The 25,009-nt window shown below is 72.2% G+C and carries 18 protein-coding genes, 1 pseudogene and 1 riboswitch; of the genes and pseudogenes, 13 read left to right on the top strand and 6 right to left on the bottom strand.

The genetic code is table 11. The features are described from left to right. The first annotated feature begins 29 nt into the window (after nt 1-29). The gene (gene cobN, locus AB0D32_RS13925) at nt 30-3,668 is read left to right on the top strand and encodes a cobaltochelatase subunit CobN (protein ID WP_357089181.1); all 3,639 of its coding nucleotides are present in this window, start codon (nt 30-32) and stop codon (nt 3,666-3,668) included. A gap of 45 nt (nt 3,669-3,713) precedes the next feature. Here cobN and cobA read toward each other — a convergent pair whose 3' ends face one another. The 4 genes and pseudogenes from cobA to AB0D32_RS13905 all read right to left on the bottom strand — a co-directional run bounded on the left by cobA (nt 3,714) and on the right by AB0D32_RS13905 (nt 8,682). Next, complete coding sequence (gene cobA / locus AB0D32_RS13920; protein WP_357089504.1) at nt 3,714-4,493, bottom strand: uroporphyrinogen-III C-methyltransferase; 780 nt, start codon at nt 4,491-4,493, stop codon at nt 3,714-3,716. Between the two features lie 126 nt (nt 4,494-4,619). After that, nucleotides 4,620-6,011, bottom strand: a pseudogene (locus tag AB0D32_RS13915) (cobyrinate a,c-diamide synthase); the annotation flags it as partial. Beyond that, nucleotides 6,005-6,619 (bottom strand): cob(I)yrinic acid a,c-diamide adenosyltransferase, encoded by a 615-nt coding sequence (gene cobO, locus AB0D32_RS13910; RefSeq protein WP_357089178.1) that lies wholly within the window; start codon nt 6,617-6,619, stop codon nt 6,005-6,007. The gene cobO and the pseudogene AB0D32_RS13915, both read right to left, overlap by 7 nt. Further along, entirely contained in the window at nt 6,619-8,682 is a 2,064-nt protein-coding gene (locus AB0D32_RS13905; RefSeq protein WP_357089501.1) for a magnesium chelatase subunit D family protein, read from the bottom strand. The genes cobO and AB0D32_RS13905 overlap by 1 nt, the downstream gene beginning before the upstream one ends. 117 nt (nt 8,683-8,799) lie before the next feature. Next, a riboswitch (cobalamin riboswitch) is annotated at nt 8,800-8,902 on the bottom strand. An 88-nt stretch (nt 8,903-8,990) separates the two neighbouring features. Between AB0D32_RS13905 and cbiE the strand changes: the two genes are divergently transcribed. The 3 genes from cbiE to cobF are packed head-to-tail and all read left to right on the top strand — an operon-like array spanning nt 8,991 to nt 11,751. Beyond that, nucleotides 8,991-10,208: a precorrin-6y C5,15-methyltransferase (decarboxylating) subunit CbiE gene (gene cbiE / locus AB0D32_RS13900; protein ID WP_357089498.1), complete on the top strand. Its 1,218-nt coding sequence runs from the start codon at nt 8,991-8,993 to the stop codon at nt 10,206-10,208. Then, the gene (gene cobM / locus AB0D32_RS13895) at nt 10,205-10,975 is read left to right on the top strand and encodes a precorrin-4 C(11)-methyltransferase (protein WP_357089176.1); all 771 of its coding nucleotides are present in this window, start codon (nt 10,205-10,207) and stop codon (nt 10,973-10,975) included. The genes cbiE and cobM overlap by 4 nt, the downstream gene beginning before the upstream one ends. Nucleotides 10,976-10,980: 5 nt before the next feature. After that, nucleotides 10,981-11,751, top strand: coding sequence for a precorrin-6A synthase (deacetylating) (gene cobF, locus AB0D32_RS13890; protein WP_357089174.1), 771 nt, complete (start codon nt 10,981-10,983; stop codon nt 11,749-11,751). Nucleotides 11,752-12,250: 499 nt separating this feature from the next. On the opposite strand, the gene AB0D32_RS13885 is transcribed toward cobF, so the two are convergent. Continuing rightward, entirely contained in the window at nt 12,251-12,706 is a 456-nt protein-coding gene (locus AB0D32_RS13885; RefSeq protein WP_357089172.1) for a MarR family transcriptional regulator, read from the bottom strand. A gap of 86 nt (nt 12,707-12,792) precedes the next feature. Here AB0D32_RS13885 and AB0D32_RS13880 point away from each other — a divergent pair, with 86 nt between their 5' ends. The 4 genes from AB0D32_RS13880 (at nt 12,793) to AB0D32_RS13865 (ending at nt 17,334) form a co-directional block, all read left to right on the top strand. Next, nucleotides 12,793-13,707: an ABC transporter ATP-binding protein gene (locus AB0D32_RS13880; protein WP_357089171.1), complete on the top strand. Its 915-nt coding sequence runs from the start codon at nt 12,793-12,795 to the stop codon at nt 13,705-13,707. Further along, nucleotides 13,700-14,488 carry an ABC transporter permease subunit gene (locus AB0D32_RS13875; protein ID WP_357089167.1) on the top strand — a complete coding sequence of 263 codons (789 nt, stop codon included), beginning with the start codon at nt 13,700-13,702 and terminating at the stop codon, nt 14,486-14,488. Before AB0D32_RS13880 ends, AB0D32_RS13875 begins: the two co-directional genes overlap by 8 nt. A gap of 321 nt (nt 14,489-14,809) precedes the next feature. Next, nucleotides 14,810-15,700 carry an ABC transporter ATP-binding protein gene (locus AB0D32_RS13870; RefSeq protein WP_357089164.1) on the top strand — a complete coding sequence of 297 codons (891 nt, stop codon included), beginning with the start codon at nt 14,810-14,812 and terminating at the stop codon, nt 15,698-15,700. Further along, the gene (locus tag AB0D32_RS13865) at nt 15,697-17,334 is read left to right on the top strand and encodes a hypothetical protein (RefSeq protein ID WP_357089161.1); all 1,638 of its coding nucleotides are present in this window, start codon (nt 15,697-15,699) and stop codon (nt 17,332-17,334) included. The genes AB0D32_RS13870 and AB0D32_RS13865 overlap by 4 nt, the downstream gene beginning before the upstream one ends. A gap of 108 nt (nt 17,335-17,442) precedes the next feature. On the opposite strand, the gene AB0D32_RS13860 is transcribed toward AB0D32_RS13865, so the two are convergent. After that, nucleotides 17,443-18,384 (bottom strand): helix-turn-helix transcriptional regulator, encoded by a 942-nt coding sequence (locus AB0D32_RS13860; protein ID WP_357089159.1) that lies wholly within the window; start codon nt 18,382-18,384, stop codon nt 17,443-17,445. 260 nt (nt 18,385-18,644) lie between these two features. Here AB0D32_RS13860 and AB0D32_RS13855 point away from each other — a divergent pair, with 260 nt between their 5' ends. The 5 genes from AB0D32_RS13855 (at nt 18,645) to AB0D32_RS13835 (ending at nt 25,005) form a co-directional block, all read left to right on the top strand. Further along, on the top strand, nt 18,645-19,004 hold the full coding sequence (locus AB0D32_RS13855; protein WP_357089157.1) for a hypothetical protein: 360 nt from the start codon (nt 18,645-18,647) through the stop codon (nt 19,002-19,004). Nucleotides 19,005-19,223: 219 nt separating this feature from the next. Beyond that, on the top strand, nt 19,224-19,505 hold the full coding sequence (locus AB0D32_RS13850; protein WP_350917821.1) for an acyl carrier protein: 282 nt from the start codon (nt 19,224-19,226) through the stop codon (nt 19,503-19,505). 6 nt (nt 19,506-19,511) lie between these two features. Continuing rightward, entirely contained in the window at nt 19,512-22,721 is a 3,210-nt protein-coding gene (locus AB0D32_RS13845) for an amino acid adenylation domain-containing protein (protein WP_357089155.1), read from the top strand. Continuing rightward, a complete protein-coding gene (locus AB0D32_RS13840; protein ID WP_357089152.1) occupies nt 22,718-24,256 on the top strand; it encodes an amino acid adenylation domain-containing protein in 1,539 nt (512 codons plus the stop codon). Before AB0D32_RS13845 ends, AB0D32_RS13840 begins: the two co-directional genes overlap by 4 nt. Beyond that, on the top strand, nt 24,253-25,005 hold the full coding sequence (locus AB0D32_RS13835; protein ID WP_357089150.1) for an SDR family oxidoreductase: 753 nt from the start codon (nt 24,253-24,255) through the stop codon (nt 25,003-25,005). The genes AB0D32_RS13840 and AB0D32_RS13835 overlap by 4 nt, the downstream gene beginning before the upstream one ends. Nucleotides 25,006-25,009 lie beyond the last annotated feature (4 nt).

Here is a 25,009-nt window from a genome sequence, read left to right as displayed (position 1 = left end):
TCGGGCGCGGACCCGGGGAGGAGTCAACCATGATCCTGCTGCTGTCCACCTCGGATACCGATCTGCTCAGTGCCCGTGCCAGCGGTGCGGCGTATCGGCTGGCCAACCCTGCTCGTGTCGGCGAGGAACCCGAGGCGTTGGCGAAGCTGCTGGCCGGTGTCGAGCTGGTGGTGGTGCGCATCCTCGGCGGCTACCGGATGTGGCAGCGTGGCCTGGACGAGCTGCTCGGCGGTGACGTGCCGGTGGTGGCGCTGGGCGGCGAGCAACTGCCGGACGCGGACCTGATGGCGCGTTCCACGGTGACGCAGGGCATCGCCGCGCAGGCGCACGCCTATCTGGCTCAGGGCGGGCCGGACAACCTGCGGGAGTTGCACGCCTTCCTCAGCGACACGGTGCTGCTGACCGGGCACGGGTTCGCGCCGCCCGTCGAGCAACCCAGCTGGGGAGTGATGCCACGTCCGGCGGCCACGGTGGCCGGTCCAACGGTGGGGATCCTCTACTACCGGGCGCATCAGCTCAGCGGCAACACCGCCTTCGTGGAAGCGCTCTGCGCGGCGATCGAGGAAGGTGGCGGGGTGCCGCTGCCGGTGTTCTGCGCCAGCCTCCGTAGCCCCGACAAGAAGCTGCTGGAAACCCTCGGCCGCGCCGACGCGCTGCTGGTCACGGTCCTCGCCGCCGGGGGGACCCGGCCGGCGGAGGCGTCCGCCGGCGGAGCCGACGAAGCCTGGGACGTCGGTGCGTTGGCCGCGCTGGATGTGCCCATTCTCCAAGCGCTGGCGTTGACGCAGGACCGGGCGACCTGGGTCGACAGCGACGACGGGCTCAGTCCGTTGGACGCGGCCACACAGGTGGCGGTGCCGGAGTTCGACGGCCGGTTGATCACGGTGCCGTTCTCGTTCAAGGAGACCGACGCCGACGGGCTGCCACACTACGTCGCCGACGCGGAACGTGCCCGCCGGGTCGCCGGGATCGCGGTGCGGCACGCCCGCCTGCGGCACGTCGCGCCCGCCGAACGGCGGATCGCGGTGGTGCTGTCGGCGTACCCGACCAAGCACGCCCGGGTCGGCAACGCCGTCGGGTTGGACACCCCGGCCAGCGCGGTGCGGCTGTTGCGGGCGCTGCGGGAGCGGGGTTACGACGTCGGCCCGGCCGAGGGCCCCGACGCGCTGCCCGGTCTGGTGCCCGGCGGCGACGGTGAGGACGCCGACGGTGACCGGCTCATCCACGCCCTGATCGCCGCAGGCGGGCAGGACCCGGAGTGGCTCACCGAGGAGAAGCTGGCCGGCAACCCGGTGCGGGTACCGGCGGCCACCTATCTCCGCTGGTTCGACGCGCTGCCGGTCGAACTGCGGGAGGCGATGACCACGCACTGGGGGCCGCCGCCGGGCGACCTGTTCGTCGACCGGCCCGGCGGCGGGGACGGTGAGATCGTGCTGGCCGGGCTGCGCGCCGGCAACGTGCTGCTGATGATTCAGCCGCCGCGCGGGTTCGGGGAGAACCCGGTGGCGATCTACCACGACCCGGACCTGCCTCCGACGCACCACTACCTGGCCGCGTACCGATGGCTGGACGAGCAGTTCGGCGCGCACGCCGTGGTGCACCTGGGCAAGCACGGGTCGCTGGAGTGGTTGCCCGGCAAGAACCTTGGCCTGAGTGCGAGCTGCGGCCCGGACGCGGTGCTGGGTGAGCTGCCGCTGATCTACCCGTTCCTGGTCAACGACCCGGGCGAGGGCGCGCAGGCCAAGCGGCGGGCGCACGCCACCATCGTGGACCACCTGGTGCCGCCGATGGCGCGGGCGGAGAGCTATGGCGACATCGCGCGGCTGGAGCAGTTGCTCGACGAGCACGCCAACATCGCCACGATGGACCCGGCGAAGCTGCCCGCCATCCGGGGGCAGATCTGGACGCTGATCCAGGCGGCCCGGCTCGACCACGACCTGGGGTTGGAGCAGCGGCCGCACGACGCGGAGTTCGATGATTTCCTGCTGCACGTCGACGGTTGGCTGTGCGAGGTCAAGGACGCCCAGATCCGCGATGGCCTGCACATCCTCGGTCACGCCCCCACTGGCGAGGCGCGGGTCAACCTGATGCTGGCCATCCTGCGGGCCCGTCAGGTGTTCGGCGGGCAGGCCGATGCCGTGCCCGGGTTGCGCGCCGCGCTCGGCCTCGACGAGTCCGGGGCGGAGCAGACCGCCGAGGTGGACCGGATCGAGGCGGTGGCCCGGCGGCTGGTCGAGGCGATGGAGGGCCACGGCTGGGCGTCCGAGGCGGTGGATCGGGTCAGCGCGGAAGTGCTCGGCGTCGACGCGCCCCGCGTCGATGCCGTCCGGCGGGTGCTCACCTTCGCCACCACCGAGGTCGCGCCGCGGCTGGCCGGCACCGCTGGGGAACTCGACGCGGTCCTGCACGCCCTCGACGGCGGGTACGTGCCCGCCGGACCGAGCGGCTCACCCCTGCGCGGGCTGGTCAACGTGCTGCCGACCGGCCGCAACTTCTACACCGTCGATCCGAAGGCGATCCCCAGCCGGCTGGCCTGGGAGACCGGACACGCCATGGCCACCTCGCTGCTGGAGCGGTATCGCCGCGACACCGGCGACTGGCCCCGTTCGGTCGGCCTGTCGGCGTGGGGCACGTCGGCGATGCGCACCTCCGGCGACGACATCGCCGAGGTACTCGCGCTCATCGGCGTACAGCCGACGTGGGATCCCGCATCCCGGCGGGTCACCGGCTTCGAGATCATCCCGCTGGCCGACCTGGGCCGGCCCCGCATCGACGTCACGCTACGGATCAGCGGCTTCTTCCGGGACGCCTTCCCGCACGTGGTGCTGCTGCTGGATGACGCGATCCGGGCGGTTGCCGCCCTCGACGAGCCGGACGAGGACAACTACCTCGCCGCGCACGCCCGCGCCGACGCCGCCCAGCACGGCGACGAGCGCCGCGCCACCACCCGTATCTTCGGCTCCAAGCCCGGGGCGTACGGGGCGGGACTGCTGCCGCTGATCGACAGCGGCAACTGGCGTGACGACACCGACCTCGCCGAGGTGTACACGGTCTGGGGTGGTTTCGCCTACGGCCGCGACCTCGACGGGCGGCCCGCCCGGGATGATATGGAGTCGGCGTACCGGCGGATCGCGGTGGCTGCCAAGAACACCGACACCCGTGAGCACGACATCGCCGACTCCGACGACTACTTCCAGTACCACGGCGGAATGATCGCCACGGTACGGGCGTTGACGGGGCAGGCTCCGCGCGCCTACATCGGCGACAGCACCACCCCGGACGCGGCCCGGACCCGGTCGTTGACCGAGGAGACCGCGCGGGTGTTCCGGGCCCGGGTGGTCAACCCGCGCTGGCTCGCCGCGATGCGCCGGCACGGCTACAAGGGCGCGTTCGAGATGACCGCCACGGTGGACTACCTGTTCGGTTACGACGCGACCGCCGGGGTGGTCACCGACTGGATGTACGAGCAGCTCGCCCAGAGCTACGTGCTGGACCCGGAGAACCAGCAGTTTCTGCGCCGGTCGAACCCGTGGGCACTGCGCGGCATCGTCGAACGGCTCACCGAGGCCGCCGACCGAGGGCTGTGGGCCAAACCCGACCCGGCGTTGATGGACGCGCTGCGCCAGGCGTACCTCGACGTCGAGGGTGACCTGGAGGACGCCGGCTGACCTGCGCCACCCCCGGGGCCGGCCTGGCTCCCGGGGGCGGCGCGCTCAGGCGTCCGTGAGTTGCCCGGCGTCGGCGAACGCCGCGACCTGTCCCACCACGGTGATGGCGGGTGGCCGCAGGCCGTGGGTGGCGGCGATGGCCGCGATGGTGTCCAGCCGGCCCGGCAGGACCCGCTGCTGGTCTGTGCCACCGTTCTCGATGCTGACCGCCGGCGTGGCCGGATCCATGCCGTGCGCCAGCAGCGCCGCCACTACCTCGGGCAGGGTCTGCACCGCCATCAGCAGCACGATGGTGGTGCCCGCACGGGCCACGCCGGCCCAGTCGACGGTGCTGCCAGGATCATCCGGGGGCAGGTGGGCCGACACCACGGTGAAGCCCTGGGTGAGACCACGGTGGGTCACCGGCACTCCGGCCAACTCCGGTACGGCGATGGCGCTGGAGATCCCCGGCACCACCTCCACCGGCAGGCCGGCGGCCTGGCAGGCGTGCACCTCCTCCATGCCGCGGCCGAAGACGAACGGATCGCCGCCCTTCAGTCGCACCACCCGGTTTCCGGCGCGGGCCTCCTCGACGAGAATCTGGTTGATCCGCTCCTGAGGAACGAACGCGCCACGCGGCACCTTCGACACATCGACGACCCGCACCCCCGCCCTCAGCTCGCGGAGCAGGGCGTGCGGCACCAGCCGATCGGCGACCACGACATCGGCCTCGGCGAGGCGGTCCAGTCCCCGCTGGGTGACCAGACCCGGATCGCCCGGGCCGGCGCCCACCAGGGTGACCCGGCCGACGGTGGGTGGGCTGACCGTTGCGGCGGGCCAGGGCACCGCAGGCGTGCCCACCGTCTGGGCTGGGATTCCCTCAGACCGCCGCTCGGCCGCCGGGCCACCACGGGGCGCCGTGGCAGTCGGGCGGGTGGTTCGCGGCGCGGGTCCCGCCGATCCGGTGGTGTGCCGATGGACGGCGGCAGCGAACCGAGCGGCCAGCTCCGGATGTCCGGCCCAGTGCACGTGCAGGTAGGAGGCGTGCACGGTGCCGCCGGGACCACCGACGATGCCGTCGAGCGTCAGCGCGGCGGTGCCGTGCGCCGCGGACGGTCGGGGCCGGAACCGCCAAGCGGGCCCCGCCCCGGGATCCGCCTCGACGCGGGTGCGGTGGAACTCGTGCCCCGTGACCGGGTCGTCGACGTCGGCGATCATGCTGGCGGTGGCGGCGCGGGCCTCCCGGTAGCCCAGCACCAGCCGGTCGGTCATCCGGGCGCGCACGGGCAGCACTCCGGTCATCGCCGCACCGTCGAGGTCACGGCCGAGGTAGAGCAGCCCGGCGCACTCGGCCACGACCGGTAGGCCGGCCGTCGCGGCGCGGGCCACCGCCTGGCGCAGCGGTACGTTCTCCGCCAGCCCGTCCGCGTACACCTCGGGGAACCCGCCGCCGAGGTAGAGCCCGGCCGTGCCGTCGGGCAGCGCCGGGTCGTGCAGGGGATCGACGGAAGCCAGCCGGAGGCCGGCGGCGTCGAGCAGTTCGTCGGTCTCGGCGTACCGGAAGGTGAACGCCGACCCGGAAGCGACCGCGACGGTCGCGTCGACGCTGACGCCGCCGACCTCAGCGGTCGGGTCCCAGGCGGGGCCGGGGAGCGCGGGTGCGCGGCGGGCGACCGCGACGACCGCGTCCAGGTCGACCCCGGCGGCGATGTACGCGGCGAGAGTGTCGACCGTGCGTCGCGCGGCGGCGACCCGCTCGGCGGCCGGCACCAGGCCGAGGTGCCGGCTCGGGGTGTCCAGCGCCAGATCGCGGCGCAGTGCGCCGAGCACCGGGACGCCGGTGGCGGCGAGTGCCTCCCGGATCTCCGTCTCATGGGTCACCGAGCCGACCTTGTTCAGGATGACTCCGGCGACGGTGAGCTGTGGGTCGAACGTGGCGAAGCCGTGCACCAGCGCGGCGATGCTACGCGAGGCGCCGGAGACGTCCACCACGAGCAGCACGGGGGTACGGGTCAGCCGGGCCACGTGCGCGGTGGAGGCGAAACCTGCCCTGCCGACGGCACCGTCGAGCAGGCCCATCACACCCTCGATGACCGCGACGTCGGCGGGTGCCCCGACCGTGGCGCCGTGCCGCAGCAGCGGCAGGACACGCTGCTCGCCCTGCAGGAACGGATCGAGATTGCGGCCTCGGCGTCCGGTGGCCAACTCGTGATAGCCGGGGTCGATGTAGTCGGGACCCACCTTGTGGCCGCTGACGGTCAGACCGCGCTGCCGCAGCGCCGCCATCAGGCCCGTGGCCACGGTCGTCTTACCCTGCCCGGAGGCGGGAGCGGCGACGAGCACCCGCGGTGGGACGATCACCATTCGATTCCCCGTTGGCCCTTCTGACCGGTGTCCATCGGATGCTTGACCTTGGTCATCTCGGTGACCAGGTCCGCCGCGTCGATCAGCCGTGGGTCGGCGTCGCGGCCGGTGATGACGACGTGTTGGTGGCCGGGTCGCTGCCGCAGCGTGTCCACCACCTCGTCGACGTCGACCCATCCCCACTTCACCGGGTACGTGAACTCGTCAAGCACGTAGAGATCGTGTTCGGCTGCGGCTAGGCGACGCTTGATCTCCGCCCAGCCCTCGGCGGCCTGCGCGGCGTGGTCGTCCTCGGTACCGCGGGTGCGGCTCCAACTCCATCCGGCGCCCATCTTGTACCAGGCCACCGGGCCGCCTTGCCCGGTCTGGTCGTGGAGCTGGCCGAGAGCACGCAGCGCGTTCTCCTCTCCGACCGTCCATTTGGCGCTCTTGACGAACTGGAACACCGCGATCGACCAGCCCTGGTTCCAGCCGCGCAGCGCCAGGCCGAAGGCGGCGGTGGACTTGCCCTTCATCTGGCCGGTGTGGACGATCAGCAGCGGCCGGTTGCGGCGCTGGCGGGTGGTGAGCCCGTCGTCGGGGACGGTGACCGGTTGGCCCTGTGGCATCAGGCGGCTTCCCTTCGGTGCCGGGTGGCGGTGTGGGATCGCACCACGTGGGTGAGCGTGTCGGCGGCGACACCCTCCAGAGGCAGGTGTTCCCCGCCGAGGGTGACGGCGAGCTCCGCGGCCAGCCGCATCCTGACCCGGCCCTGCTCGCAGTCGACGACCACGACAGGGGTGCCGTCTGCGGCGAGTAGCCGGGCGGCGTGCTGGGCTCGCGCCACGGCGTCCGGGCCTGCGGTGGCACGCCCATCGGTGACGACCACCAGCAGCGGGCGCCGACGCGGGTCACGGATCCGCTCGACGCGCAGTACCTCGCGGGCGCGCAGCAGCCCCTCCGCCAGTGGTGTGCGGCCCCCAGTCGGCAGGGTCGCCAGGCGGGCGGCGGCCACCTCCACGCTGGCGGTCGGTGGCAGGGCCACCTCGGCGGCGGCGGCCCGGAAGGTCACCAGACCGACCTTGTCGCGGCGCTGGTAGGCGTCCAGCAGCAGGGACAGCACCGCAGCCTTGACCGCGGCGACGCGCTGGCGGGCGCCCATCGAACCGGAGGCGTCCAGGCAGAACAGGATCAGGTTGCTTTCCCGACCGTGCCGTACGGGCAGGCGGACGTCCCCCGGGCGGACCAGGATGCCGGGGCCACGCCGACCGCGGGCCTGCTGGTGCGGGGCGGCGGCGCGCAGCGTCGCCACCAGGTGCGGCCGGCCGCTCGCCGCACCGGCGGGACGCCGCGCGCCGACGGTACGTCCGCTGGTGGTCAGGGCCGGGGACCGGCGCCCGGCCACACCGGCACCGGTCCCGGTGACCTGCAACAGCCGCGCCCGGTAGGGCGCGCCGGCCGGGACCGGCGTGGTACGAGGCCGGTCACCGTCGGTTCCCGTGGCAGGTGGGGCGTCGGTGCGCTGCCGGTACGGCCGCTCGTCATCTCGCCCGCCGCGCTCCGCCGGGCCCCCCGGTCCGCCGCCGTCGGGCGGCTCAGGCGGGCCATCGGGGCCGTCCGGACCTCCGGAGTCGTCTGGATTGTCCGGGCCGTTGGGGCCCGACGGTCCGTCCGATGGCGGATCCGGGTCGCCGTCGGGCGGCGCGGAATCGTCCAGGCCGGCGTCGCTGAGCGCACGGTCGAGGTCCGCGGCGTCCTGCTGGGGAGGGTCGAACGGGTTGCGGCGACGACGGTGCGGCAGGGCAAGCCGGGCGGCGACCCGCACGTCGCCGACAGCCACCTCGGTGCGTCCGCACCAGGCGGCGTGTGCGATCGCGGTGCGGGCGATGACCAGATCAGCGCGCATCCCGTCGACCTCGGCGGCGGCACCGAGGGCGGCGATGCGGGTCACCATGGCGTCGTCGAGGCGCACCGCCGGCAGCAGCTTCCGGGCGTGGGCGACCTGGGCACCCAGCGCAGCGTCGGCGTCGGCGTAGCGGGTGGCGAAGCCGTCCGGGTCGGCCTCGTACGCCAGGCGCCGGCGCATCACCTCGGCCCGTACCTGCGGGTCTCGGCTGGCGGCGACCTCGACGGTGAGACCGAAGCGGTCCAACAGCTGAGGCCGTAGCTCCCCCTCCTCGGGGTTCATGGTGCCCACCAGCACGAACCGGGCCGCGTGATTCACCGACACGCCTTCGCGTTCGACGGTGGCGCGTCCCATCGCCGCCGCATCGAGCAGCACGTCAACCAGGTGATCGTGGAGCAGGTTGACCTCGTCGACGTAGAGCAGGCCACGGTGGGCGGCCGCCAGCAGGCCCGGATCGTAGGCGGTCACGCCCTCGCTGAGGGCCCGTTCGAGGTGCAACGCGCCGAGGACCCGGTCCTCCGCGGCTCCGACCGGTAGCTCCACCAGCCGTGCCGGCCGGGTGCGCGTCGGCGGGGAGGCCGGGTGCGGCCCGTCCGGGCAGTGCGGGTCAACCGCGACAGGGTCGCAGGAGAACCGGCAGTCTGTCACGACCTCGACGGGCGGCAGCAGGGCTGTCAGGGCCCGGACCGTGGTGGACTTCGCGGTGCCCTTCTCACCCCGCACCAGCACGCCGCCGATCGCCGGGGAGACGGTGCACAACGCCAACGCCAACGCCATGTCGTCCATGCCGACGACGGCGGAAAACGGGTACGACCGCACGGTCACACCTTTCACCTCGCGTGGATCCTCGTCCACGGCCGGTCAACGACCGCGCCAGCGAACAACGGCGCGGTACGGCGCCGCGAGTGTCTGGCTCCCGGATCCGGCACAGGGCCGTACCGGTCACAGTGGCGGGACCGCCCCGGAGTCGTCGGCCCTGCTCGGGCCGACCCACCGGTGTTCCTCACCGCGCCGTCGCCGCCGATGATGTCACACCCGCACCCGGGACGGCAGAGCCCCGACCTGCTGGGCTACCGTTGCGCCGCGTGAAGTCCATGACACCCGATAAGCCAGTCACCGTCGTCGGCGTCGGCGCCGACGGCTGGGCGGGCCTTGACGACAGCGGACGCAACGCCGTCGAGCACGCTCAGGTGATCCTGGGCGGGCAGCGGCACCTCGACCTGCTGCCGGCGACCGTGCCGGCACAGCGGGTGCCCTGGCCGACGCCGCTGCTGCCCGCCCTACCCGATCTGTTGTCCGCACATGCCGGGCGGCGGATCTGCGTGCTGGCCAGCGGCGATCCGATGTGGTTCGGCATCGGCAGCCACCTGGTGCGGCTACTCGGCGCCGAGCGGGTACGCGTGGTCACCCACCCGTCATCGATCGTGTTGGCGTGCGCGCGGATGGGCTGGCCGGTGGAACAGGTCACGGTGCGCAGCGCGGTGGCCCGCGAGCTGGATGTCATCCGCCGCGACCTCGTTCCAGGCCGGCTACTGCTGGTGCTCAGCCAGGACGCCACCACCCCCGCCGCCGTGGCCCGCGTCCTCACCGACGCCGGGTACGGCGCCAGCGAGATGAGCGTCCTCGCCGCACTGGGCGCCGATCGGGAACACCGGGTTGACGGCTGTGCGCAGGAGTGGGCTGCCGAGCCGGGCGATCCCCTCAACGTCGTCGCGGTCCGGGTCGCCGCCGCGCCCGGCACCCGCGTGCTTCCCACGGTGCCGGGGCTGCCCGACGACGCCTTCGACCATGACGGTGCCCTCACCAAACGGGAGGCGCGGGCGCTCGCCCTGTCCCGCCTGGGCCCCGCCGCCGGGGAACTGCTCTGGGACATCGGTGCCGGTAGCGGCAGCATCGCCGTCGAGTGGCTGCGCAGCGACCCCGCCACGTCGGCCGTAGCGGTGGAAAGCCGCGACGACCGCGCCGACCGGATCACCGCCAACGCCCGGCGCCTCGGCGTACCGCAGCTGCGCGTGGTCCGTGGCCGGGCACCGGACACCCTCGCCGGGCTACCCGCACCCGACGCGGTCTTCATCGGCGGCGGACTCACCACTCCGGGGGTTTTCGACGCCGCCTGGGCCGCACTGCGCCCCGGCGGACGGCTCGTCGCCCACGCCGTCACCCTGCAAGGGGAACGCGAACTCGTCGACCAGGCGGCCCGACACGGTGGGGACCTCACCCGGGTCTCGGTCGAACGCGTCACGCCGCTGGGCAGCTTCACCGGCTGGAAACCCGCCCGACCCGTCGTGCAGTGGGCGGTGAGCAGGCCGTGACCGTCTACTTCATCGGCGCGGGACCGGGCGCAGCCGACCTGATCACCGTGCGCGGGCAGCGGATCCTCGCCCGCGCCCAGGTCTGCCTGTACGCCGGCAGCCTCGTCCCCGCCGACCTGCTCGCCACCTGCCCACCCGCAGCGCGTCTGATCGACACCGCCGACCTGACCCTCGACCAGATCATCGCGGCGATGACCGACGCGCACCGCGACGGCCACGACGTGGCACGGCTGTGCTCCGGCGACCCCGCCGTGTTCAGCGCCGTCGCCGAACAGGCACGCCGCCTGGATGCCGCCGACGTGCCGTACGAGATCGTCCCCGGCGTGCCGTCCTACGCCGCCGCGGCAGCCGCACTGCGCCGGGAACTGACCGTGCCGACGGTCGGGCAGACCGTCATCCTCACCCGCACCCAGGCACGCTCGACACCGATGCCCCCCGGCGAGGACCTCGCCGAACTGGGCCGCAGCCGCGCCACCCTGGTACTGCACCTGGCTGTCGCCCGCACCCGCCACCTCACCGACCAACTGACCCCGCACTACGGCGCGGACTGCCCTGTCGCCGTGGTCGCCCACGCCAGCCGCCCCGACGAGATCATCCTGCGTGGCACCCTCGCCGACATCGCCGACCAGGTCGAGGCACACGGGATCCGCCGTACCGCCGTCATCATCGTCGGCGCCGTCCTCGCAGCCGACTCCTTCCCCGACAGCTACCTCTACTCCCCCGGCCGGGACCGCGACGCGAAGCGCCCGGCCGAGCCGGCAAGGTGACCCGCATGCGCACCATCCTCGTCATCGGCATCGGCGCCGGCGACCCCGATCAGCTCACGCTGGCCGCCGCAGCGGCGATGCAACAGGCCGACGTCTTCTTCCTGCTCGACAAGGGCGCCGAGAAGCACGACCTGATCGCGTTGCGGCAGGACCTCATGACCCGCTTCGCCCGCCCTGACCACCGGGTCGTCGAGGTGCGGGATCCTGACCGGGACCGCACGACCGACGGGTACGTCACGGCAGTGGACGACTGGCGGCGACAGCGAGCCGACCTGCTGGAGACGGCCATCGCCGAGCATCTGCCGGACGGCGGCTGCGGCGCCTTCCTGGTCTGGGGCGACCCCGCCCTCTACGACAGCACCCAGGCCGTCGTCGAGGACATCCTGGCCCGCCAGCGCGTCGCCTTCACCTACCGGGTGATCCCCGGCGTCAGCAGCGTGGCGACCCTCGCCGCACGGCACCGGATCAGCCTCAACCGGGTCGGCCGCCCGTTCCTGGTCACCACCGGCCGCCGTCTGGCCGCGCAACTACCGCGCGATGTCGACGACATCGTGGTGATGCTCGACGCACACTGCACCTTCGCCCGCTACGTGGACGAGGACCTCGACATCTTCTGGGGCGCCTACCTCGGCACCCCTGACGAGATCCTCATCGCCGGCCACCTCGGGGAGGTCGCGGAACGGATTGTGCGCACCCGCCGGGAGGCTCGGGAACGCAAGGGCTGGATCATGGACACGTACCTGCTGCGCCGCCGGGACAGGCCAGCCGGACCGTAACCAGAGAGTTGGGTCCCGGTGGTGAAGGCAGTGCACCACCGGGCCAGCACATCGGCGGGGTGCGGGACAGCCGACGTCGTCCCAACGATCCGCCTTACACCCCGGCATGACGATGCCCTCAGACACGCTTCGCCTCGCCCGCCGACTTCCCGCCCGCCAGCCAGCAGCGGTGGACGGAAACCTGCTGCCCGACCAGCTACAGGACTGGGCCCGCCGCGAATGGCACGTCGAGAACCGGCTACACGGGGTCCGCGACCCCCACCCGTTGTCCTCGCTGGGGCCTGCCTGCTGGCCGTCACGGACCTGCCTCACGCCGCAGCGCCGGGAACTCCAGCCGGCACAGACGCTGCTGCTCGGCGGCGAGTGCCGGTCGGCGTGGCACGCAATCTGTGAGCCAACCCCAAGAGCGGCAAGGACCATGCGGACCCGAGCCAACTGACGCCTTGGGCGCCATGGCTGCAGACCCTCGCGTCTGTCCCCGATCTAGGGAATCGAACCCCTAGCCTTTTGATCCGTGGGCCTTCCACTGGTCGATGAGGGCCGGCAGTTCCCGCCACAGGTAGTCGTAGAAGTCCCGCATCTCACCGAGACGGCGGCCAGCGACGCTGTCTTCGCCAGTGGCCGCTATGCCCTGCTCAGCAGCCTCTCGCATCACCCTCACCAGCTGGTTCTGCTCCGACATCAGGGTCGCCCAGGCGCCTTCGCGGAAGCGGAAGTGCTCCCGGCGGCTGCCAGGGGCGGGCACCTTCTCGATCAGTCCGACCGAGGTGAGCGACTTCAACGCCGTCGAGACGCTACCCGAGCTGATGACCAGCAACTCGGTGATCTCGCCCGCGGTCAGCGTGTCCTGCTCGGTGAAGAGCAGCGCCGCCAACACCCGCGCGGTCATCCGCTGCATCCCCCCCTGGGTCAGGGCCAGGGCAAGGTGCTCCGCCGGATCGCTCAACGCTGACACCCCGGGTCCTCCTGTCACACATCTTGACGAAATCCTAACAGCTTCGAGTCTTCAGAGATCTCTGAATACTCGATAATGTCTCCGTCATGGAAGACGTGATTCAGCTGGAAAAGCTGACCAAGACGTACGGGACCCGCCGAGGGCTGGTCGAGCTGGACCTGGCGGTGGCCGAGGGTGAGGTGTTCGGCTACCTCGGCCCGAACGGCGCCGGGAAATCCACCACCATCCGGCTGCTGCTGGACCTCATCCGCCCCACGAGCGGCCAGGCCCGGCTGTTCGGCCGTAACCCGCGCGAGCACGCTGTCGCACTGCATCGGCGAATCGGCTACCTCGCCGGCGAATTCGTGGTCGACCCCCGCCAGCGGGTCAGCGAATGCCTGGCCTTCCTGGCCGACCTGCGCGGCGGCATACCCCGGACGCGGATCGACGAACTGGCCACCCGTCTCGATCTCGACCTGTCCGTCCGGATCAAGGCGCTGTCCAAGGGAAACCGGCAGAAAGTCGGCCTGGTCCAGGCGTTCATGCACCGACCCGACCTGCTGATCCTCGACGAGCCGACCTCCGGGCTCGACCCGCTCGTCCAACAGACCTTCCTCGACCTGGTCCGCGAGGCCAGGGCCGCCGGACAGACCGTCTTCATGTCGTCGCACATCATGACCGAGGTCGAAGCCGTCGCCGACCGGGTCGGAATCATCCGCGAGGGCCGGCTCGTCGCCCTCGACACCGTCGCCCGGCTCCGCGACCACGCCCAACACCGGTTCGAGATCACCTTCACCGGCCCGATCGACCAGGCCGCCCTCGCCACGCTCCCCGGCATCTCGGACCTGGCCATCGACGGCCCGACCGCCCGTTTCACCCTGGCCACCGACCCGAACGAGCTGATCACAATCCTCGCCCGACACCAGGTCGCCAGCCTACGGGCCAGCGAACCCGACCTCGAGGAACTCTTCTTCACCTACTACCAGACCACCGAGGTCGCCAAGGAGACCAGCCGTGCCTGACATCCTGACCAAGACCCTCTGGGACTCCCGCCGCAGCCTCACCGGCTTCACCGTCGGCACCGCACTGGTCGGCACCATGTACGCCAGCTTCTACCCCCAGGTCGCCGACGGGGCCATGGGCCAGGCCGTCGAGGGCTTCTCCCCCGCCCTGCGCGAAGCCCTCAACATGGAAGACATCGCCAGCGCCGCCGGCTACCTGGGCTCCAGCGTCTTCGGCATGATCGTGCCCCTGATCGCCGTCATCTACGGCATCGCCACCGGCACCAGGGCCATCGCCGGCGACGAGGAAGCCGGCTACCTCGACCTGCTCCTCGCCCACCCGATCAGCAGGACACGGCTGCTACTGCACCGCTGCGCCGCACTCACGATCGGCTCCTGCACCCTCGCCGGCCTCGTCCTGCTCGCCATGCTCGCCGTCCGTCCCAGCGCCCAACTCGACACCATCAGCATCGGCCAGTTCGCCGCCCAGTCCGTGGCGCTGGCACTGCTGTGCACCCTCTTCGGCGCCATCGCGATCACCATTGGCGCTGCCACCGGCAGCCGCGCCGCGGCACTCGCCGGCAGCACCGTCGTCGGCGTTCTCGCCTACGCCGCCAACACCTTCGCCACCCAGCTCGGCGCCGACGGCCTCCGCCATCTCTCCCCGTTCCACTACTACATCGGCAACGAACCGTTACGTAACGGCTTCCAATGGGCCGACCTCGGCGTCCTCGCCGCAACCATCGGCGTACTCGTTGCCATCGCCACCGCCGCCTTCAACCGCCGCGACCTAACCAGCTGAACCGCCAGCCCGTCTCCACCGACCGATACCCCGACGGGACGGTCAGAGGCCCGGCACGTGGCCCAGGTGCCGACCCGCCCACCCTCAGCCGGTCGGGTCGGCGCCGCCCTCGGCCAGCCGCCATGCTCCGGCTGCCGTCGAGGACCGCGACAGCGACGCCGACGGCGTTCGCCGGAACCGAGGTGGACAACCCACGGCCCCAACCTCCGCGGCTACCTGACACGCGCTTCCTAACGGTGGCTTCCGGGCGTACGCTCCGCTGAGGAGCGCCGGGAAGTCTGGTCGGCAGTGGTCATGTCGCGTCGACCGAAGAGGGCTCCCATGGATACTTTCGCCATCCGCACCGAAGGTCTCACCAAACGCTACGGGCGGCTCCTCGCGCTCGACGCGCTCGACCTCGCCGTGCCCGCCGGATCGGTGTTCGGGTTCCTCGGCCCGAACGGTGCCGGCAAGTCGACCACCATCCGCCTGCTGCTCGGCATGGCCCGACCGACCGCGGGACACGCCCGGATCTTCGACACCGACGCCCAGGACGTACGCACCGCACACCGGTCCTTGGCGTACGTGCCCGCCGACGTGGCGCTGTGGCCGCAACTGACCGGCGCCGAGACCCTGGAGCTGCTGGCTCGCACCGGTCCCGGTGTCGATCGAGGCTACCGTGACGAGTTGGTCGAGCGGTTCGCGCTGGACGTGTCGAAACCCGGCCGGACGTACTCGACCGGGAACCGGCAGAAGGTGGCCCTGGTGGCGGCCTTCGCCACCCGCGCCCCCCTGCTGGTGTTCGACGAGCCGACCAGTGGCCTGGACCCGTTGATGGAACGGGAGTTCCAGCGGGCGGTGGCGCAGGCCCGCGAGCGGGGACAGACGGTGTTCCTCAGCTCCCACCAGCTCGCCGAGGTCGAAGCCGTGTGCGACCGGGTCGCGATCCTACGCGCCGGCAAGCTCGTGGAGATCGCCGATGTCGCGGACCTCCGACGACTGCATCGCGGCCAGGTCGAGGTCACCTTCGCCGGCACGGCACCCCGGCTGGACGAGGTGCCGGGTGTCGAGGCGGTGGAACGGGTCGGGCCCGCCCGGCTACGGTTCACTTTCACCGGCCCGCCCGCGCCGGCCCTGCGGGCGCTGGCCACGGCGGACGTGACCGCGCTGACGATCCACGAGCCGACCCTTGAGGAGATCTTCCTCGACTACTACAACGAGGTGTCCCGGTGACCGCCGTCGACGCGCGGGCACCGCAGGCCACCCGGACAGCGGGGGACGCCCGCGCGAGAAGCGCGGTGACCTGGCTGGCTGTCCGCCAGGTGCGGCGCGGAGCGCTCATCGTCATCATCCTCGTGGGCGGCATGTCGGCGATGGTCGCCACCACCTATGCCAGCACCGTCGGCGACGCCATGGACGCCGCCACCCTCGCCGCGCTGGCCGAGAACCCGGCGATCCGTACCCTGTTCGGGCAGCCGGTCGCCCTCGACTCCGCCGGCGGCTTCACCGTGTGGCGCACCGGCACCATCCTCGCCGTCCTGGTCGGGGCCTGGACGCTGCTCACCGCCACCCGGATCACCCGCGGCGCCGAAGACGCCGGCCACTGGGACCTGCTGCTGGCCGGCAAGGTCCCCCTGTCCACCATCGTGATGCGCCACGCCACCGTGATCGTCACCGCCGCGCTGCTCGTCGGGCTCGCCACCGCGACCGCCCTCACCGCCGCCGGCACCCCACCGGCTGGTGCCGTGCGGCACGGCGCCGGTGTCGCGCTGGTCGGCGTGTTCTTCGCCGCCGCCGGAACCCTCGCGGCACAGGTCTTCCCGAGCCGCGCCGCCGCGAGCGGCGCCACCGTCGCACTGCTCGGCGTCGGGCTGCTCCTGCGCATGATCGGAGACGGCGTCGACGCACTCGGGTGGCTGCGCTGGCTGTCCCCGTTCGGCCTCACCGCGCTCTCCCGGCCGTACCACGACAACCGGGTCCTTCCGCTGGTCGTGCTGGCCCTGGCCGCGTCCGTTCTACTCGCCGCCATCCCCGCGGCCACCGCGCGCCGCGACGTGCGGGGCGGCTGGCTCGCACCTCGCACCGGCCGCGCGCCACGGCTGCGGCTGCTCGGCTCGATCCCCGCGTTCGCTCTGCGGCGCCTGCTACGCCCGCTCGCCGGCTGGACCGCCGGAGTCGGCGCCTACTACCTGCTCATCGGGCTGCTCGCGGTCTCCATGACCGACTTCCTCGCCGACAACCCACGATTCGCCGACCTCGCCGCGCAGGCCGGGTTCGCCGGCCTCGGCTCGGTCGAGGGCTACGTGGCGGCCATGTTCGCGCTGCTCGCCATCCCCGCCGGAATCTTCACTGCCGTCCACGTCGCCACCACCGCCACCGCCGAAGCCGACCGCCGGCTCACCCTCATCTACGCCGGACCCGTCACCCGGCTCCGACTCCTCACCGCCGAAGCCGCCACCGCCGCAACCGGTGCCGCGGCACTCACAATCACGGCCGGGCTGGCCACCTGGATCGGGGCGACAGCCGTAGGCGCACCCCTGCACCTCGGAACGGCACTCGCGGGCGCGGTGAACGTCCTGCCGATAGCCGCGCTCTGCCTCGGGGCCGCGATCTTCGCGCTCGGCTGGCTACCCCGCACCGTCGCGCTCGTCGGCGCCCTACCCGCCGCAGGCGGTTTTCTCCTCCAGGTCATCGCCGACAGCACCAACGCCCCCCACTGGATCAGTACCCTGTCCCCATTCACCCACCTCGCCGCAGTGCCCGACACCGCACCCGACTGGCTCGGAGTCATCGGCATGCTCACCGCTGCCACCGCCCTCGCCGCCCTCGGCGCCACCGGATACCAACACCGCGACCTACGTACCTGACCAGCGCGCCGGTATCGACGCCGGATCCGCGCCGGCGCCGTCGTGCCGAGGAAGATCATGGACCACGGGTACGACATCTCCGTCCCCGGCCGGCGCCACGGCAAAAGGTCACGCGGCGTCGATCCACCCCCGGGCGGCGGCCAGCGCGCCGGCCTGGAACCGACTCCGGGCACCGAGGCGTTTCAGCAGGTCGGCGGTGATCCGGCGGCCGGTCCGGACGGAGATGCCGAGCCGACGGGCCACGCTGTCGTCGGTGTGACCCTCGGCGAGCAGGTGCAGCACCTCGCGTTCCTGGCTGGTCAGTCCCGACTCGTCCCGGTCGCGCTCGGCACCCAACGGGTGGGCGGCCCGCCAGGTCTGCTCGAACAGCGCGCAGAGCGCCGCGACCGTCCCCCTGCCGTGGTGCAGGGCGGCGCCCCGCTGGTGCTGCTCCGGATCGATCGGGACGAGGGCGACCTCCCGGTCGAAGATCGTCATCCGCAGGGGGAGTGCGGCGGTGGTGCGGATCTGCACCCGCTGTTCGTGGAGCCGCTGCAGGTGGTGCAGGGTCGGTGGATGGTTGCGCACGCTGTCGAGATAGACGCCCCGGGCCTGGATGCCCCGCTCGGCCCAGGTGACGCCGAACGACCGGGCCGCCATCGAGGTCTCCTCACACTGTGCTCCGCCGGGAACGAAGGAGAGGATCTCCGTCCGGCAGGAGTGGACCAGCTCCTCCAGCCGGTGACGGACCGAATCCAGGCTGGCCAACTGCTCCACCTCGGCCCGGCTCTGGGCCGGTCGGAGTTCGGCGTAGTCGGCCACGATCGCGGCGACTGCCCGGCGGCTGGCCGCGATCTTCTCCTGGTGCATGGCGAGTTCGGTCTCCTGCCGGGCCAGGAGCGCAGGCAGCCCGACCTCGGGGCTGATCGCGCGTTGGGCTCCGGGCTCGTCGCGGGAGGCCCGCAGTAGGGACAACCGGCCGAGTTCGTCGAGCGCCTCGTGGACCTGCTCGGTTGTCCAGGACAGTCGGGCGGCGATCTCCGCGACGCCGTACCGGGGCTCCTCGAGCATCACACGGTAGACGGCTTCGGAAGCTACGTGCAGGCCCAGGACTTCGAGCATCGTGATCCCCCTCGCACTGCACACACATCGAACCGAGTCTATACCGGGACGATGCTGGATGGGCCTGCCGAGAATGTTTGCGGAGAGTGACCATGCGCCGTTTCCTGGCATCCCACGAGACGGCCGTCGCAGGGGCAGAAATCCGAAGCCGGGGATCCTGTAACCGCCAATGTCTGGTGACCTTGACTGAAAGCGGACATTCTGCTGGTATGCACCTTGTCATCGCGCGCCTGCAAGGCGGCCGGACTCTGGTCGACCGAGCCGAGCTGCACAGGCTGATCCAGCTCGTCGCCCTACCTGGAGACGGACTCGAACACGTGTACGTCATGATGAATCCAAAAGGAGCGGAGCTGGCGTTCTTTGTCCTGCAACCGACCGTCGCCGCGGCGGAAGCGGTCGTCATGCAGTTGTGCCGGCGCGCGATCGCCGTTTCGTCGGCCCTCCACCTGTGGCTTGTGGTGCATTGCGGATCCGGGCTGGTGCCAGGGAGCGAAGCGCTGCTCATGGGGAATTCCACAGACGGTGGCAGGGGGCTGCCATGGCAGGATCCTGACACCGGACGGTGCTGACAGTCGGAGAGCCCGCAGGCAGGATCGTGGACGGCGGAGAAATGTCCGCCGGAGTGCGCGCGGCAGTGCTGGCAGTGTTTGTCCGGTTCTGTCGACGCCATTCCTGACCCGATTCCGGCGTCGTCTCGGCCATGAACCGACCAGCGTCCGAAAGGGCGCTGGTCAGCCATGACGGGAGCACTCGAACCGGACCCGTGCACCGAGAGGTGGTAGCCGTCCGTGACAGTTTCCGGGCATCCGCTGAAAATTGTCGAACGGAACGAAGTCGTACTCGCCGAGCGCCTGCGCGTCGCCATTGGCAGGCGTACCGGTGAGTTTCCTGAGGGTGCGGGTGGCGACACGGAACTGACCGCCCTGGGCGTCGACTCCCTGCTGTTGCTGCGGATCATCGCCGACCTGGTCGCCGACCCCGGACTGGAGATCGACGTGGTCGAGCTGGGCGACCTGGTGACCGTCGCCGACCTGGAACGTTTCCTCGTCGCCCTCACGAGCCGGAGCTGAAGCGCCATGGTCCAGATACCCGTCACGCCCTCCCAACGCAGCCTGCTCTTCATCCAGGAGGCGGTCCCCCGCAAGGACCTCTACAACATCAGCTTCCGGGTGGTCTTCGACACGGCGGTCGACGAGGCAGCCCTGCGTCGGGCGCTCGACCGGTTGATCGCCGTCCAGCCCACGCTGCGTACCCGGTTCGACGCCGCAGACGGTGAACCGGTCGCCGAGATTCGACCCCCCATGCCGGCACCGATGGACGTGGAGCGGGTCGACTGCCCGCCCGAGCAGTGGCCCGCGCGGCTGGCCGAGCAGAGCCGGCGCTTCGCCGCCACTCCGGTCGACCTGCGGCAGGCCCCGCTGTGCCGGTTCCGGCTCCTGGTCGGCCCGGTGCAGACCGCCCTACTCTGCAACGTCCACCACGCCATCAACGACGGCGTCTCGATGCGGGTCTTCCTCGACGAGCTGGTCGAGGGCTACCGGTTGGCCGGCGCGACCGGGGCCGGGCCGGCGGGCGTTGTCGAGGACGTCGACGTGGTCCAACGGGAGCGGTGGCTCGTCGGTGAGCTGGCCGCCCAGTGCCGGGTCAGCCAGGCGGCGATCGAGGCCGGGGAGGTCGAGGCGCTCGCCGCCACGCTCGCCGGCGTACCCCCGACGTTGCTCTATCCGGTGCCGGAGCGCCCGGTCGACACCCGGTTCAACGGCCGGCTGCGCAGCGTCGTCCTGCCCCCGGAGCAGCGCGCCGCCGTCGAGCGCACCGCCCGGACCCTCGGCACCACGCCGTACTGCCTGCTGCTGTCCTGCTATGCCCTGCTGCTCGGGGACTACTCCGGCAACGCCGAGGTGATCGTCGGCGGGCCGTTCGTCAACCGCCGTACCATCGCCTCGCACGACCTGTGCGGGTTCTTCGTCAACACGCTGCCGGTCGTACTGCCGGCGCGGCACCGGCCCTTCGCCGAGCAGTGCGCCGAGGTCTCCGGTGCGGTACGCGCCGCCCGCCGCTTCCAGTCCATCCCCTTTGACGCCCTGGTCGCGGCGGTCGGCCCGGAGCGCGGCAGCAACCGCAACCCGCTGTTCCAGTGCATGTTCGCCATGCAGGACGACCTGGTCACCCGGCGGGAGATCGTCCCTGGGCTCGGCATGCGACTGGAGTACACCCACAACGAGACGGCGAAGTTCGACATCTGGTTGGCCGCCACCCCGGTCAGCGACGGGCTGGAGCTGGAGCTGGAGTGGGACAGCGACCTGCTGCCCGACGCCTACGCCCACCGCTTCCTGGACGAGTACGTCGAGCTGCTGGCCCGGGTCGTCGCCGACCCGACCGGCGACACCGGCCCGCTGACCGCCGCCTCGGCGCACCGCCGGCAGCCGGCCCTGCACGCCGGGGGCCGGGCCGACACCGCAGGCGGTCGCGGGCTGCTCGCCCTGCTGCGGGAATCCGCCGCCGCCCGGCCCGAGGCGGTGGCGATCAGCGCCCCCGACGCACCCGACCTGAGCTACGCCGGGCTGATGGACCGGGCCGACCGGATCGCCGCCGCGCTCAGCACCGACGGCGTCGGCGCCGGTGACGTGGTGGCCATCGTCCCGCACTCGCTGCCGGACACGACTGCGGCGATGGTGGCGGTGCTGCGCTGCGGAGCGGCGTACCTGCCGCTGGACCTCTCCCTGCCGGCCGACCGGCTCTCCTACATGCTCCGTCAGGCCGGTTGCCGGTACGTGGTGAGCCCGGCGCCGGTCACATCCGACGAGCCGCCGCGCGCCAGCGTCGACGACCTCGCCGACCGGGGCGCCGACCTGCCGGTGCCGGCCCAGCCGAGCGGCACCGACCCGATCTACGTCATGTTCACCTCCGGCTCCACCGGCCAGCCCAAGGGCGTCCACATGGGGCAGGATCCGCTGGTCAACCTGCTGCGGTGGCAGATCGACGCGATGGGCATGGGCCCGACGACCCGGTTCCTGCAGTACGCCCCGCTCGGCTTCGACGTCTCCTACCAGGAGATCTTCCCGACCCTGGTGGCCGGCGGCACGGTGTACGGCCTCGGCGCGACCGACCGGCGTGACCTCGACGCCGTCGCCCGCCTCGTCGACCGGGCCCGGCTGACCCACATCTACCTGCCGGTCGCCGTGCTCGGTGCCTTCGCCGCCTCGGTGACCGACGCCGATCTGGCGCTGGCCGACCTCGAGGTGCTCAACGTCTCCGGCGAGCAGTTGCACCTGGACAGCCGCAGCCGCGCCCTGCTGGGCCGGATGCCCGGCAAGCGCCTGATCAACCTGTACGGGCCGACCGAGACGCACGCGGTCACCGTGCACACCCTGGCGGGCGGGGCGGGGCAGCACCCGTCGCACGTCCCGATCGGGTTGCCCCTGGCCGGGGTCGACGTGCACCTGCTCGACGCAGAGGGGCGGCCGGTGCCGCCCGGTGCGGCCGGTGAGGTCTTCCTCGGCGGGATCTGCCCCGCCGACGGTTACATCAACGATCCGGACCGGACCGACGCGGCGTTCCGGCCCGACCCGTTCACCGACCCGCCCGGTCGGATGTACCGCACCGGCGACCTCGCGGTGGCCGCCGACGGCCCGGACGGCCCGACACTGATCTTCCTCGGGCGCCGGGACGGTCAGGTGAAGATCCGGGGACACCGGGTCGAGCTCGGCGAGGTCGAGATCGCGGCGGAGCGGTTGCCGGCGGTCGCCGCTGCTGCGGCGGCGGTGCACGGCAGTGGTGAGAGCGCCGCGCTCTGCCTCTTCGTCCGGACCACGCCGGGTGGTGCGTTCGACGAACGTGCCATCCGGGCCGCGCTCCAGCAGACCCTGCCGACGTACATGATCCCGAAGCACATCGTCGCGGTCGACGCGATCCCGCTGACCCCGAACGGCAAGGTCGACCGCAGCGCGCTGGCCGCCCGCTTCGACAGCGGCGAACTCCGGCCGGCCAAGCAGCGTGACGCCGACCCGGACTGGTCGCCGACCGGCACCGAGGAGTTGCTGGCCGGGCTCTGGGAACGGCTGCTCGGCCGTCGACCGCAGAGCCCGCAGGACTCGTTCTTCGTGCTCGGCGGCACCTCGTTCGACATGTTGAAGCTGATCGACGCCCTGCGCGTCGAGACCGGCCTGCGGATCGCGGTCAGCGACGTGTTCCGCCGGCCGACTCTCGCCGCGCTGGCGTCCCTGGTCGACGAACGTGGCGCCACCACCGGGTCACTCGCCCTGGCCACCGGGCGGTCGGTGTGAGCACCGTGGTTGACCTGGTGCGCCAGCACGCGCTGGCCGCACCCGGGAAGACGGCGCTGCTCTGCGGCGACCGCACGGTCAGCTACGGCGAGCTGTGGCGCCGGGCCGGTCGGCTCGCCGCCGCGTTGCGCGACCGGCGGGTGGGCCCCGGTGACCTGGTGGCGCTCCACGGCCCGGCGACCCCGGAGTTCGTGGCGGCCGCCCTGGGCAGCTGGTTGGCCGGTGCCGCCTGGGTGCCGGTCGACCAGCAACTGCCGGCCGACCGGATCGGGCACCTGCTCGGCGACAGCGGCTCCCGGCTGGTTCTGGACACCGGCTCCCGCAGGCACCCCGCCACCACGCTGCCGGTGGCCGACGTCGAGTCGCTGACCGGCGCCGACTCCGGCGTGGACGACGAGGCCGGGGCCGACGCCGGTGTGCCGGGCTCGGGGCCGTCCGGCACGGACCTGGCGTACGTCATCTACACCTCCGGCTCGACCGGCACCCCGAAGGGTGTCTGCGTCGACCACGGGCCGCTGGCGCTGCACCTGCGCCACGTGGCGGTCGACTACGGGCACGTCGAGGGGGACGTCTGCCTCTCCTTCTCCTCGCCGAGCTTCGACGCCTCGATCGAGGAGATCTGGCTTCCCCTGGTCCAGGGTGGCGTCCTGGTGGTGCGTGGTGCCGCCATGTGGACCGGTCCCCAGCTCTTCGACCGGATCCGTGGTTACGGTGTCACCCGGGTGCAGTGCCCGACGGCGTACTTCGAGGCGTTCTTCGCCGACGACCTGACCGACGCCGACGTCGCGGCACTGGCCGGCGTGCGGGGCATCTACTTCGGCGGCGAGGCGGTCAGCGCCGCCGTGGTGCGCAGATGGTCCAACGGGCCGCTCGGGCACATCCCGCTCTACAACACCTACGGACCGACCGAGGCGGTGATCACGGCCACCTACCGGCGGATCGACCGGGGCTGGTCGGGCGGCGACCGGGTGCCGATCGGCTCGGCCGTCGGCGGTCACGAGCTGCTCCTGCTGGATGCCGACGGCCACGAGGCCCTCCCGGGCCAGCCGGCGGAGCTGTATCTCGGCGGGCCGTGCCTGGCCAGGGGTTACCTCGGCCGGGACGACCTCACCGCCCAGCGGTTCGTCCGGCTGCCCGGCCGCGACGGCGTCTTCTACCGCACCGGTGACCTGGTGCGGCTCGACGACGACGGCGAGCTGATCTTTCTCGGCCGTACCGACCGGCAGGTCAAGCTGCGTGGTTTCCGTATCGAACTGGAGGAGGTGGAGGCGGTGCTGGTCGGCCTGCCGCAGGTGCGCAACGCGGTCGTGGTGCTCGACAGCGGCCCGCAGGGTCGGCCCCGGCTGACCGCCTGCGTGGTGCCGCAGGGGCCGGCGGCCGACGAGCTGCCCGCCGAGGTACGCCGCCGGATGGCCGAGCTGCTGCCGGCGTACATGGTGCCGGACCGGGTGCTGGTCCTGGCCGAGCTGCCGGTCGGTGCCACCGGCAAGATCGACCGCGAGCGGGTGCTGGCCGTGACGGGTGGTGCCCGGTGACCGCCCCGCTGGCCGTGGTGAGCGGCGGCACCCGAGGGATCGGGCTGGCCTTCTCGACCCGACTGGTGGCGCTCGGTCACCGGGTCGTCGGGCTGTACCACTCCGACGAGGAGGCGGCCCGGCAGGCCCACGCCAAGCTCGGTGACACCTTCTGGCCGGTACGCCTCGACGTCGCCGACGCCGCCGACGTGGAGCGGGTCACCGCCCGGATCGTCGCCGAGCACGGCGGCCCGACCGTGCTGGTCAACAACGCCGGACGCAACATCGACCGGCCACTACTGGAGATGTCCACCAAGGACTGGGACCGGGTCCTCGGCACCAACCTCGACGGCCCGTTCTACCTGACCCGGGCCCTGGCACCGGCGATGCTGGCCCAGGCCGGCGCCGGTCCCGGGTCGGTGATCGTGAACGTCGGGGCCACCACCGGGATCCGGCCGCGTCTCAACGGTGTCAACTACTGCGCCAGCAAGGCCGGCCTGCTCCAGCTCACCAAGTGCCTGGCGCTGGAGCTGGCGCCACGGATCCGGGTGAACTGCCTGATCCCGGGGATGACCTGGACCGACGAGCTCGTCGGCCGCTTCAACCTGGACGACCCGCAGGCGCGGGCCGCCGTGCTCACCGAGATCCCCCAAGGTCGAATCGCCTCCACCGACGACATCGCCGATGCCCTGGAGTTCCTGGTCGGCGCGGGCAGCGCCTACCTGACCGGGCAAAAGCTGATCGTCGATGGCGGCCAGTTCATGTGGTAGGAGA

The organism is Micromonospora sp. NPDC048170 (assembly GCF_040652795.1).
In the GTDB taxonomy this organism is placed as follows: domain Bacteria; phylum Actinomycetota; class Actinomycetes; order Mycobacteriales; family Micromonosporaceae; genus Micromonospora.
This window is presented reverse-complemented; position numbering and strand designations above follow the sequence as displayed.